Here is a 12,950-nt window from a genome sequence, read left to right on the forward strand (position 1 = left end):
CACTGGATGCGACCATCCCTGTACTGGTTACGACGCACCCTGTAGGCGTCAGATTTTCACTGGTACATGATCGTATCGACTCGATTGCAAGGCGCCGTGGTAGAGATGTCTCCAAAACGCCATCCAACCGCAACCTATAAGTGCGGTGGTCCAGTCGGAACACTGCCAAAAAAAACACCAAGGAGTCCATCCATGAAAGGTTCCCCGTCGTTGTTGTTGGCCGCCATGCTGAGTCTGCCGTTACTGGCTCAAGCTGCAGAACCCGCTCAGTGCAGCACCGTAAACTTCTCCGATGTCGGCTGGACTGACATTACCGTCACCACCGCCACCACCAGCGTCGTTCTCGATGCGCTCGGCTACAAGACCAAAACCACGATGATTTCCGTTCCGGTGACCTACAAGTCCCTGGCCGACGGCAAGAACATGGACGTATTCCTGGGTAACTGGATGCCAACCATGGAAAACGACATCAAGGCCTACCGCGATGCCGGTACCGTGGACACCCTGCGCGCCAACCTGGAAAACGCAAAATACACACTCGCCGTGCCCGAAGAGTTGTATAACAAGGGTCTGAAAGATTTCGCCGACATCGCCAAGTTCAAGAAAGAACTCGACGGCAAGATCTACGGCATCGAACCAGGCAACGACGGCAACCGCCTGATCCAGAGCATGATCGACAAGAACGCCTTCGGCTTGAAAGACGCCGGCTTCAAGGTGGTCGAGTCCAGCGAGGCAGGCATGCTCTCGCAAGTCGATCGCGCCCAGCGCCGCAACACCGCCGTGGTGTTCCTGGGCTGGGAACCACACCCGATGAACACGCGTTTCAAGATGAAGTACCTGACCGGCGGCGACGACTATTTCGGCCCGAACTTCGGTCAGGCGACCATCTTCACCAACACCCGCAAGGGCTACGCGCAGGAATGCAGCAACGTGGGCCAGTTGCTGAAAAACCTGGTGTTCACCCTCGACATGGAAAGCACGCTGATGGGCAACGTCCTGGACGACAAAATGAAGCCTGACGCGGCCGCCAAGGCCTGGCTGAAAAAGAATCCACAGGTCCTCGATACCTGGCTCGCTGGCGTGACCACCATTGACGGTAAACCAGGCCTGGAGGCCGTGAAAGCCAAGCTCGCGCAGTAATCGCTTACGCCGGGCGAGTTCGCTCGCCCGGGCTGTTTATTTCCTTGCATGCGGACGTTCACTACCATGCTGATTGATCAGAAAATACCTTTAGGCCAGTACATCGCGGGCTTCGTTGAATGGTTGACGCAAAACGGCGCCAGCACCTTCGACGCAATCGCCGTGTCACTGGAAACGATGATCCACGGCGTGACTTTTGCGCTGACCTGGTTCAACCCGCTGGCATTGATCGGCCTCATCGCGCTACTGGCACACTTCATTCAACGAAAGTGGGGCCTGACCGTTTTTGTCATCGCCTCCTTCCTGCTGATCCTCAATCTGGGGTACTGGCAGGAAACCATGGAAACCCTTGCCCAGGTGTTGTTCGCCACCCTGGTCTGCGTGGTCATCGGCGTGCCGTTGGGCATTGTCGCCGCGCATAAACCGATGTTTTACACACTGATGCGTCCGGTGCTCGATCTGATGCAGACCGTACCGACCTTCGTGTACCTCATTCCTACCCTGACCCTCTTCGGTCTGGGTGTGGTCCCGGGTCTGATCTCCACGGTGGTGTTCGCGATTGCCGCGCCTATCCGCCTGACTTACCTGGGTATTCGCGATGTCCCGGAAGAATTGATGGACGCTGGCAAGGCCTTCGGCTGCTCGCGACGTCAGCTGCTCTCGCGAATCGAACTGCCCCACGCCATGCCAAGCATCGCGGCCGGTATCACCCAGTGCATCATGCTGTCGTTGTCGATGGTGGTGATCGCGGCACTGGTGGGCGCCGATGGCCTGGGCAAACCCGTGGTCAACGCACTGAACACTGCTGATATCGCCCTGGGCTTCGAAGCAGGCCTGGCGATCGTACTGCTGGCGATCATGCTCGACCGTATCTGCAAACAACCCGAAGCCAAAGTAGGGGGTGACGCATGAGCATTATTCGCTTCGATAACGTCGACGTAATCTTCTCCAAGGATCCACGCGAGGCACTCAAGCTGCTGGATCAAGGCATGACCCGTAACGAGATCCTGAAAAAGACCGGACAGATCGTTGGGGTCGAAAAGGCCAGCCTGGACGTCGAAAAAGGTGAAATCTGCGTACTGATGGGCCTTTCCGGCTCCGGCAAGTCCAGTCTGCTGCGCTGCATCAACGGTCTTAACACCGTCAGCCGCGGCAAGCTGTTCGTCGAGCACGAAGGCAAGCAGATCGACATCGCCTCCTGCACCCCGGCAGAACTGAAAATGATGCGCACCAAGCGCATTGCGATGGTGTTCCAGAAGTTCGCCCTGATGCCTTGGTTGACGGTGCGCGAGAACATCAGTTTCGGTCTGGAAATGCAGGGTCGCCCTGAGAAAGAACGCCGCAAACTGGTGGATGAGAAGCTTGAGCTGGTGGGCCTGACCCAATGGCGCAACAAGAAACCCAACGAACTGTCCGGTGGCATGCAACAACGCGTGGGCCTGGCCCGTGCCCTGGCGATGGATGCCGACATTCTGCTGATGGACGAACCGTTCTCGGCACTCGACCCGCTGATCCGCCAAGGCCTGCAAGACGAACTGCTGGAACTGCAACGCAAGCTGAACAAAACCATCGTGTTCGTGAGCCACGACCTCGATGAAGCCCTGAAGCTCGGCAGCCGTATCGCAATCATGAAAGACGGTCGCATTGTTCAGTACAGCGTGCCGGAAGAGATCGTGTTGAACCCTGCGGACGATTACGTGCGGACCTTCGTGGCCCACACCAACCCGCTGAACGTACTGTGCGGTCGCAGCCTGATGCGCACCCTCGACAACTGCAAACGCATCAACGGTTCGGTGTGCCTGGATCCGGGCGGCGATTCGTGGCTGGACCTGGCGGAAGGCAACACCATCAAGGGCGCTCGTCAGAACGGCGCGAGCCTGGATCTGCAGAACTGGGTGCCGGGTCAAGCGGTTGAAGGCTTGGGTCGTCGGCCAACGGTAGTGGATTCGAACATCGGCATGCGCGAAGCGCTGCAGATTCGATATCAAACGGGTAATAAGCTGGTGCTGCACGACAACAACAAAGTTGTCGGGATTCTGGGTGACAGCGAGCTGTATCACGCATTGCTCGGCAAGAATCTGGGTTAAGGCAACACACACAAAAACGCCGCGAGAGGATCGCGGCGTTTTTGTTTATCGAGATATCCGGTCAAGCAGCTTTGAAGCTGATGGCCCCATCGCGGGCAAGCCCGCTCCCACATTTGATCTGTGTCGTTCACAGAACCTGTGGGAGCGGGCTTGCCCGCGATGAAGACGACGCGGTGCATCTGATGCACCGCGCCCTTCAACGTTTAGCTATAGACACGGCCAAGGAGCTGCCGATGGCTTTCAAACTGATCGAGCACGTCACGGGTGATCTGATCCTGAGTGAAGCCCATCAAGTCGTAGTCCTGGCTGCCGTTATGCAGGTACACCTCGGCGCGGTAGTAACGTGCACGCGGTTCATCAGCACTTTCCGCCGAAACCATGTCGCTCGCCGCTGCCAGATAGCCGTCCAGGCTCACTTCGTAGACAAAAGGGTTGCCCTCTTCCATCTCGATCCGCAGGCCCATGCAACGCTTGGCCTTGCCCAGCAACGTTTGCACGTCCAGACCCTTGCCACGCAATTGCACCACGGCCTCTTCCAGCGCCGGGCTGACTTGCTTGTCCATGAAACGCTGAACAATCGACTGATTCGGCTGCAAGTCCAGCTGCGTCAAACGCTCGCTGAAACCACGACGACCACGCGCTGCGAGCTCCGCTTGCTCCTGTTCGATCTGCACGTCCTGGCGCATCGCCTTGTGCAAGCCGAACATGAAGAACACCAGCACCACCGAGAACGGCAGACCGGCCAGCACCACCATGGTTTGCATGGCTTCGAAGTTACCGGCGAACAGCAGGCCGATGGTCACCAGCGTGATCACCGCCGACCAGAAGATCCGCAGCCAGTGCGGGGCGTCTTCGTCGACATTGCCTCCCTTGCACGAAAGGTTCGCCATCATCACCGCACCGGAATCCGCCGGGGTCAGGAACAGCACGAAACCGACAAAGATCGACACGCCGATCACGATTTTCGACGCCGGGTAGTGCTCAAGCAGTTGGTAGATCGCCATCGACGGCTGTTGCAGCGCCGTCTTGCCGAGCTCCACCGCCCCATGGTTCATCACCAGGTCCAGGGCCGAGTTACCGAAGATCGACAGCCACGCCAAGGTGAAGCCCAGTGGAATCAGCAACACGCCGGCCACCAGCTCACGCACCGTGCGACCACGGGAAATACGCGCGATGAACATACCCACGAATGGGGCCCAGGAAATCCACCAGGCCCAGTAGAACAGGGTCCACAGGCCCAACCAGCGGTCAGACTTCTCACTGTCGCCTTCGTACACATAGAGGTCGAAGGTCTTCAGCACCACGCCGTTCAGGTAGTCGCCGATGTTTTGCACGAAGCCGTTGAGCAAGTGCAGGGTCGGGCCGAACAACAGCACGAAAATCAGCAGGCCGCTGAACAGCACGATGTTCAGGTTGGACAGACGGCGGATGCCGTTTTCCACGCCGGACACAGCTGCGATGGTCGCCACGGTGCTCATCACGATGATCACGATCAGCAAGTTGGTGTTGCTGTGTTCCATGCCGAACAGGTTTTCAAGGCCCGACGACACTTGCAGCGAACCAATCCCCAGGTTCGTCACCAGACCCAGCAGGGTCACGAACATGCCGAAGCCGTCCACCGCATGACCGGCGGCGCCTTTGACCCAACGCTCGCCGACCAGCGGATACAGCGCCGAACGCAACGCCAGCGGCTGGTTATGGCGGTAAGCAAAATAGGCCACGGCCAGGCCGACCAATGCGTAGATCGCCCAGCCATGCAGGCCCCAGTGCAGGAACGTCAGCTGAACGGCCTGACGGGCGGCCATGTTGCTGGCAGCCACACCTTCCGGCGGATTGAAGTAGTGGTCCAGCGGCTCGGAAGCACCGAAATACAGCAGCGAAATGCCGATACCCGACGAGAACAGCATCCCCGCCCAGGCGCCGTAGCTGAAGTCCGGGGTGTCGTCCTTGCTGCCCAGCTTGAGCTTGCCGTAGGACGAAAACGCCAGGCCGACCACGAAGACCAGGTAAGCGGCGATCACCACCATGTAGTACCAGCCGAAGCTGCGGGACAACCAGGCCTGGGCAATACCGAGCAATCTGCCGGCCTCTTGCGGGGCGATGATCAGAATGGCGGTCAACAACAGGATCAACGCGGTAGAGGTGTAGAACACCCAACCGTTGACCGTCACCTTCTCGGGTGGGGTCTTTATAAGAGAGGCAGAACTCATGGCACAGATGCTCCAGGCAGTGCGAGAGAAGAACACAAGGCAACGCGTTACCCGACCAATCGGTTAGTTGGCAGCCGACCGGCGGGTGATATAAAGACACCCCGAAAAAAGCCCGAAGCCCGGGAGCGCCAGTGCGCGTGGGTTTCGAGCGTTTTTGGATGTCGTTTTTCCGCCAACTACATGTAGGAAAAACCTGTAGGCAGCGACGAATTGTCGCAGATCTTATTCTTTGTTGATTGAACGTTCAATCAAAACAAAATAGACTGGCCTTCAATCCGATAGACGTTTCACGTCCGCCGGAAGGCCTAAGGAGATGTGCAAGATGCCCAAGGTCGGTATGCAACCCATCCGCCGCCAGCAGTTGATCGAAGCCACATTGCAGGCGGTAGATCAGGTCGGAATGGGGGACGCCAGCATTGCGCTGATCGCCCGTTTGGCCGGTGTCTCGAATGGCATCATCAGTCACTATTTTCAGGACAAGAACGGCCTGATCGCGGCCACCGCGCAGTATCTGATGAGTGTCCTCAGCGAGAACGTCACCGCGCGCCGTCAGGCGCTGGAGGACAGCAGCCCGCGGGCTCACCTCCAGGTGATTATCGAAGGCAACTTCGACGCCAGCCAGGTCAATGGCCCGGCAATGAAAACCTGGCTGGCCTTCTGGGCCACCAGCATGCACCACCCGTCTTTGCACAGGTTGCAGCGGATCAACGATCACCGTCTGTATTCCAACCTGTGCTGCCAGTTCCGCCGTGTATTGCCGCTCGATGACGCGCGCAGTGCAGCCCGCGGCCTGGCAGCCCTCATTGACGGTTTGTGGTTGCGCGGCGCGCTGTCGGGAGATGCTTTCGACACCGGGCAGGCGCACCAGATCGCTTACGAATACATGGATTTCCAACTGGCCAAGCAGGTGAGTTAGAGCACACAGAACCGCTCAGCACCTGAACCGCCACTGACCAGCGTTGCCCAAGCTATAAGGCACGCCCAGTGGTCAACGCCAACCACTTATGCACTTGCGAGGACACTATGGCCCGTTTCGAACTGCAAAAACTCTACATCGATGGCGGCTACTCCGACGCCAGCAGCGACGCCACCTTCGAAGCCATCAACCCGGCTAACGGTGAAGTCCTCGCAACCGTACAACGTGCGACCAAAGAAGACGTTGAGCGCGCCGTCGTCAGCGCCGAAAAGGGCCAGAAAATCTGGGCTGCGATGACCGCCATGGAGCGTTCGCGCATCCTGCGTCGTGCCGTTGACATCCTGCGCGAGCGCAACGATGAACTGGCCGCCCTGGAAACCCTGGACACCGGCAAGTCGTTCTCCGAAACCAAGTACGTCGACATCGTCACCGGCGCTGACGTGCTGGAGTACTACGCTGGCCTGGTTCCGGCCATCGAAGGCGAGCAGATCCCGCTGCGCACCACTTCGTTCGTCTACACCCGTCGCGAGCCGCTGGGCGTCGTGGCCGGTATCGGCGCGTGGAACTACCCGATCCAGATCGCCCTGTGGAAATCCGCACCTGCCCTGGCGGCCGGTAACGCGATGATCTTCAAGCCAAGCGAAGTCACTTCCCTGACCACGCTGAAACTGGCCGAGATCTACACCGAAGCCGGCGTTCCGGCTGGCGTGTTCAACGTACTGACCGGCAGCGGCCGTGAAGTCGGCACCTGGTTGACCGAACACCCACGCATCGAAAAAATCTCCTTCACCGGCGGCACCGACACCGGCAAGAAGGTCATGGCCAGCGCTTCTGCCTCGTCGCTGAAAGACGTGACCATGGAACTGGGCGGCAAATCCCCGCTGATCATCTTCGACGACGCCGACCTCGATCGCGCCGCCGACACCGCCATGATGGCCAACTTCTACAGCTCCGGTCAGGTCTGCACCAACGGCACTCGCGTGTTCGTGCCGAGCCACCTGAAAGCCGCTTTCGAAGCCAAGATCGTTGAGCGCGTTGCGCGCATCCGCGTCGGCAACCCGGAAGACGAGAACACCAACTTCGGCCCACTGGTCAGCTTCGCCCACATGGAAAGCGTGCTGGGTTACATCGCCAAAGGTAAGGAAGAAGGCGCTCGCGTCCTGTGCGGCGGCAGCCGTCTGACCGACGGCGAATTCGCCAAAGGCGCGTTCGTGGCACCGACCGTGTTCACCGACTGCACCGACGAGATGACCATCGTTCGCGAAGAAATCTTCGGCCCGGTGATGAGCATCCTGACTTACGAAACCGAAGAAGAAGTGATCCGTCGCGCCAACGACACCGACTTCGGCCTGGCCGCTGGCGTTGTCACCAAGGACCTGAACCGCGCTCACCGCGTGATTCATCAACTGGAAGCCGGTATCTGCTGGATCAACGCCTGGGGCGAATCCGACGCCAAGATGCCGGTTGGCGGCTACAAGCAGTCGGGCGTGGGCCGTGAGAACGGCATCAGCTCGCTGAACAACTTCACACGCATCAAATCGGTACAGGTCGAACTGGGCGATTACGCCTCGGTTTTCTAAGCCCCGGCTGAAAACCCTGTAGCAGCTGCCGAGGCACGAGGCTGCGTTGCGTGTCCGCAGGACCGCCCTCAGAGGGTCGCTGCGCGACCCAACGCAGCCTCGTGCCTCGGCAGCTGCTACAGGTGACCTGACCAACTTCAAAGAGGGTGCATTCAATGTCCCAAGAATTCGATTACATCATCATCGGTGCCGGCTCGGCCGGTAACACCCTGGCGACCCGTCTGACTGAAGACGAAGGCGTCACCGTCCTGCTGCTTGAAGCAGGCGGCCCGGACTACCGTTTAGACTTCCGCACGCAAATGCCGGCTGCTTTGGCGTTCCCGCTGCAAGGTCGTCGCTACAACTGGGGCTACGAAACCGATCCAGAACCACACATGGACGGTCGCCGGATGGAATGCGGTCGCGGCAAGGGCCTGGGTGGTTCTTCGCTGATCAACGGCATGTGCTACATCCGCGGCAACGCGATGGACTACGACAACTGGGCCAAACTGCCAGGTCTTGAAGACTGGGACTACTTGAACTGCCTGCCGTATTTCCGCAAGGCGGAAACCCGTGACATCGGCCCGAACGACTATCACGGTGGCGAAGGTCCGGTCAGCGTGACCACGCCAAAAGCCGGCAACAACCCGCTGTTCAACGCGATGGTTGAAGCCGGCGTACAAGCCGGTTACCCGCGCACCGAAGACCTGAACGGTTACCAGCAGGAAGGTTTCGGTCCGATGGACCGCACCGTGACGCCGAACGGCCGTCGCGCCAGCACCGCTCGCGGTTACCTGGACATCGCCAAGAAGCGCTCGACCCTGACCATCGTCACCCACGCCCTGACCGACAAGATCCTGTTCGAAGGCAAGCGTGCGGTCGGCGTGCGTTACTTGATCGGCGCCGCTGAAGAGCGCGTTGAAGCCCGCGCCCGCAAAGAAGTGCTGCTGTGCTCCGGCGCCATCGCTTCGCCGCAGATTCTGCAACGCTCCGGCGTCGGCCCGGCCGAGCTGCTGAAAAAACTCGACATCCCGGTGGTCCACGACCTGCCGGGCGTGGGTGAAAACCTGCAGGATCACCTCGAGTTGTACCTGCAATACGCGTGCACCCAACCGGTCTCGCTGTACCCGTCGCTGCTCTGGTACAACCAGCCGGCCATCGGTGCCGAGTGGCTGTTCAACGGCACCGGTATCGGCGCCAGCAACCAGTTCGAAGCCGGCGGTTTCATTCGTACCCGTCCGGAATTCGATTGGCCGAACATCCAGTACCACTTCCTGCCGGTCGCGATTAACTACAACGGCAGCAACGGTGTGAAAGAGCACGGTTTCCAGGCGCACATGGGCTCCATGCGTTCGCCGAGCCGTGGTCGTGTTCAGGCCAAGTCCAAGGATCCGCGCGAGTACCCGAGCATCCTGTTCAACTACATGGCCACCGAGCAGGACTGGCAGGAATTCCGCGACGGCATCCGCCTGACCCGTGAAATCATGCAACAGCCTGCGCTGGACGCTTTCCGTGGCCGCGAAATCAGCCCGGGCATCGACGTGCAAACTGATGAGCAGTTGGACAAGTTCATCCGCGAACACGCCGAAACCGCGTTCCACCCGTCCTGCTCGTGCAAGATGGGCACCGACGAAATGGCGGTAGTTGACGCTGAAGGTCGTGTGCACGGCATGCAGAGCCTGCGTGTGGTCGATGCCTCGATCATGCCGATCATCACCACCGGCAACCTCAACGCGCCAACAATCATGATCGCCGAGAAAATCGCCGACAAGATCCGTGGTCGCAAGCCGTTGCCGCGTAGCAAGGCCGCCTACTTCGTGGCCGGCGATGCGCCGGTGCGTGGCAAGCCGTTGCGTGATGTGAGCCTTACCGCTCAGTAAGTCAGCGACACCGCGTCACGGCCAATCGCGAGCAAGCTCGCTCCCACAGGTTTCCGGTTGGATTACAGATTTGTGATCAACCCCGGCCTGTGGGAGCGAGCTTGCTCCGGGCGGCGTTCCGACGATGGGGCCTTAACAAACACTACACCTCTCTCGGCATTCCTTTTCCTACACCGATCCAAGCTTGATCCTACCCCCCACGCAGGCCTAATCTAGCGCCACGCAAACGTTTCACCCCCCCTCGCAACATCGATACACCGCCACTCCATACCAAGGAGGTTCCCGAATGTTCGATTTCCACCCCCAGCTCAAGCAGCGCTTCGCTGCCTTGCGCACGGGCGCTGAATTCTTTTCGCTGCGTTATGTGCGCGAGTCCGGCCAGTACCTGTCAGTGCGCAAGAATGTCGCCGAACCTCCCAGCCTGAGCCGTGACGAAGGCGCGATGCTGACCGTTCGGGTCAACGGCGTCGAAGCCTACGCCGCGACCAATGACCTGTCGCAATCCGGCCTGCAAGCCGCGCTGGAGCGAGCCGAGCAGCAAGCCCGCCGACTCAAGCCCCACGCCCTGCTCGACCTGCGCGAGCAAGCCGTCTCCAGCGACCGCGCCGATTACTTTTCGCCGAACCTCGACCAGTCCTTCCCGTCCCTGAGTGACTGCTACCAACTGCTCGGCGCCGAATCCGCCGCCGTGCCCAAGGATGAGCGACTGGTGAACTGGCAGGTGAGCATCGGCATCACCAATGTCGAGCAGATCTACCTCAACAGCGCCGGCGCCGAACTGCGCCAGGCCCAGCGTTTCGTCTACCCGAGCGTGGACGTCACCGCCTACGACGGCAATGACAGCCAGACCCGTACCCTGGGTCGCGAAAATTTCGGCCAACAAGGCGGCTTTGATGTGATCAGCCGCTGCGGCCTGGTCGGTGCCGGCCCGAAAGTCGCCGATCAGGCGCTGCAATTGCTGCTGGCGCCGAACACCCCGCAAGGCCCGCGCGACCTGCTGTTGATGCCCGACCAGATGATGCTGCAGATCCACGAATCCATCGGTCACCCGTTGGAGCTGGATCGCATCCTCGGCGACGAACGCAATTACGCCGGCACCAGCTTCGTCAAGGCAGAAGACTTCGGTAGCCTGCAATACGGCTCCAGACTGCTCAACGTGACCTTCGACCCGGACATTCCCGAACAACTCGCCAGCTACGGCCATGACGACGACGGCACGGTCGCGAGCAAACAGTTTTTGATTAAAGAAGGTTTGCTGCTGCGTCCGCTGGGCGGTGCGCTGTCGCAATTCCGTGCCGGCATGGACGGCGTCGCCAACAGCCGCGCCTGCGGCTGGAACCGTCCGCCGATCGACCGCATGGCCAACCTCAACATCGAACCCGGCGATCAACCGCTGGAGCAACTGATCGGCAACATCGAACACGGCATCATGATGTCGACCAATCGCTCGTGGTCCATCGACGATGCGCGCAACAAATTCCAGTTCGGTTGCGAATGGGCTCAGTTGATCGAAAACGGCGAGCTCAAAGGCGTGGTGAAGAACCCCAACTACCGGGCTATTTCCGCGCAGTTCTGGAAGAGCCTCAGTGCCGTCGGTGATGCCAGCACCCTCAAGGTCCTGGGCACACCGAACTGCGGCAAGGGCGAACCGAATCAGGTGATCCGTGTCGGCCATGCTTCGCCGGCGTGTGTGTTCAGCAATGTTGATGTATTTGGGGGAGACGTCTGATGAGCACGTCGAAAAGTCAGGCCGATGCGTTCAAGGCCTTGGTCAATTGGCTGCGCGATGCGATTCGCGAGCCGGAGCAATTCACTCTGAGTTACGCCGCCGAATCCTCGGCCTTCGTGCGCTTCAACCACGCCAAGGTGCGTCAGGCCGGTCAGGTGCAGCAGGCGAGCGTCGGTTTCAAACTGATCAACGACGGTCGGCATGCCGACCTGAACATCACGCTTTCCGGTGATGCTGAAGTCGACGTTCAGCGTCTGGCCGAAGGTCTGCAACAGTTACGCGAAACCTTGCCGCTACTGCCGCAGGATCCGTACCTGCTGCTCAACTACAACGGCTGGCAGAGCAAGAACGTTCAGGCGCACCCGCTGCCGGACACCGAGCAAGTGGTCGCTGAAATCACCCAGGCGGCCGAAGGGCTGGATCTGGTCGGTTTCTACGCCGCCGGCCCGATCAGTCGCGGTTTCGCCAGCTCTTCGGGCGCGTTCGGCTGGCATCAGGCCAACAGCTTCAACTTCGATTTCAGCCTGTTTCATGAGAACGGCCAGGCGGTGAAAGCCAGTTACGCCGGGCACGACTGGAACAGCGAAGGGTTTGCCAAACGCTTTGCGCAGGCACGCGAGCAGTTGGCGTTTCTCGGCAGACCGCAACACACCCTGGCGCCCGGTCAGTACCGCGCCTATCTGGCACCGGCAGCCCTGGGAGAAATCATGGACATGCTGGGCTGGGGTGGTTTCTCGGCGCAGTCGATTGCCAGCAAAAACAGTCCGCTGCAGAAGCTTTACGCGGGCGACAGTTCGTTCAGCCCGTTGGTGTCCGTTGATGAAAAGGTCAGCGGTTCGTTGAGCCCGGCATTCTCCGGCGAAGGTTATCCGCGCAGCGATCTGGGGTTGATCGTCAATGGCAAGGCCGGCGCGCAGATGGTCAGTTCACGCAGTGCGGCCGAGTACGGCCTGACCGCCAACGGCGCCAGCGGCGGTGAAATGCCAAGCGCAGTGAACATGGCCGCCGGTACGTTGCCTGATGCAGAGATTCTCAAGCAATTGGGCACGGGCTTGTACATCAGCAACCTGTGGTACCTGAACTACTCGGATCAACCGGCGGCACGCCTGACCGGCATGACGCGGTTTGCGACCTTCTGGGTCGAGAACGGCGAGATTCAGGCACCGGTGAGCACCATGCGGTTTGATGACAGTGCATACAGTTTGTTGGGATCGCAGTTGGAGGCGTTGACCGAGGAGCGCGAGCTGATGTTGTCGGCCAGTACCTACAGCCAGCGGGCCACTGCATCGGCGTTGTTGCCGGGGGCGCTCGTCAGCCGATTGACCTTGACCCTCTGACACCGATCGTTCCCACGCTCCGCGTGGGAATGCCTCAATGGACGCTCCGCGTCCGCTTCGGCAGGGACGCGGAGCGTCCCGGGCTGCATTCC

The 12,950-nt window shown here is 60.0% G+C and carries 9 protein-coding genes; 8 read left to right on the plus strand and 1 reads right to left on the minus strand.

Annotated features, from left to right (window positions below; all coding sequences use genetic code 11):
• Nucleotides 1-192: 192 nt before the first annotated feature.
• The 3 genes from ACMXYI_RS04715 to choV all read left to right on the plus strand — a co-directional run bounded on the left by ACMXYI_RS04715 (nucleotide 193) and on the right by choV (nucleotide 3,227).
• A complete protein-coding gene (locus ACMXYI_RS04715; RefSeq protein WP_415771918.1) occupies nucleotides 193-1,140 on the plus strand; it encodes a choline ABC transporter substrate-binding protein in 948 nt (315 codons plus the stop codon).
• Between the two features lie 66 nt (nucleotides 1,141-1,206).
• Nucleotides 1,207-2,052 carry a choline ABC transporter permease subunit gene (choW, locus tag ACMXYI_RS04720; RefSeq protein ID WP_008151932.1) on the plus strand — a complete coding sequence of 282 codons (846 nt, stop codon included), beginning with the start codon at nucleotides 1,207-1,209 and terminating at the stop codon, nucleotides 2,050-2,052.
• Nucleotides 2,049-3,227 (plus strand): choline ABC transporter ATP-binding protein, encoded by a 1,179-nt coding sequence (gene choV, locus ACMXYI_RS04725; protein ID WP_415771920.1) that lies wholly within the window; start codon nucleotides 2,049-2,051, stop codon nucleotides 3,225-3,227. Before choW ends, choV begins: the two co-directional genes overlap by 4 nt.
• A 203-nt stretch (nucleotides 3,228-3,430) precedes the next feature.
• On the opposite strand, the gene ACMXYI_RS04730 is transcribed toward choV, so the two are convergent.
• Nucleotides 3,431-5,380: a BCCT family transporter gene (locus ACMXYI_RS04730; RefSeq protein WP_415773859.1), complete on the minus strand. Its 1,950-nt coding sequence runs from the start codon at nucleotides 5,378-5,380 to the stop codon at nucleotides 3,431-3,433.
• 379 nt (nucleotides 5,381-5,759) lie between these two features.
• Here ACMXYI_RS04730 and betI point away from each other — a divergent pair, with 379 nt between their 5' ends.
• From betI to ACMXYI_RS04755, 5 genes are all read left to right on the plus strand, one after another.
• Nucleotides 5,760-6,353, plus strand: a complete 594-nt coding sequence (gene betI, locus ACMXYI_RS04735) for a transcriptional regulator BetI (RefSeq protein ID WP_033060362.1) — start codon at nucleotides 5,760-5,762, stop codon at nucleotides 6,351-6,353.
• A 107-nt stretch (nucleotides 6,354-6,460) separates the two neighbouring features.
• A complete protein-coding gene (betB, locus tag ACMXYI_RS04740; protein WP_415771922.1) occupies nucleotides 6,461-7,933 on the plus strand; it encodes a betaine-aldehyde dehydrogenase in 1,473 nt (490 codons plus the stop codon).
• Nucleotides 7,934-8,088: 155 nt separating this feature from the next.
• Nucleotides 8,089-9,792, plus strand: a complete 1,704-nt coding sequence (betA, locus tag ACMXYI_RS04745) for a choline dehydrogenase (RefSeq protein WP_415771924.1) — start codon at nucleotides 8,089-8,091, stop codon at nucleotides 9,790-9,792.
• A 286-nt stretch (nucleotides 9,793-10,078) separates the two neighbouring features.
• Entirely contained in the window at nucleotides 10,079-11,521 is a 1,443-nt protein-coding gene (locus ACMXYI_RS04750) for a TldD/PmbA family protein (protein WP_415771926.1), read from the plus strand.
• On the plus strand, nucleotides 11,521-12,858 hold the full coding sequence (locus ACMXYI_RS04755; protein WP_415771928.1) for a TldD/PmbA family protein: 1,338 nt from the start codon (nucleotides 11,521-11,523) through the stop codon (nucleotides 12,856-12,858). The genes ACMXYI_RS04750 and ACMXYI_RS04755 overlap by 1 nt, the downstream gene beginning before the upstream one ends.
• Nucleotides 12,859-12,950: the final 92 nt, after the last annotated feature.

Source organism: Pseudomonas lyxosi, from assembly GCF_047758685.1.
Classification (GTDB): domain Bacteria; phylum Pseudomonadota; class Gammaproteobacteria; order Pseudomonadales; family Pseudomonadaceae; genus Aquipseudomonas; species Aquipseudomonas lyxosi.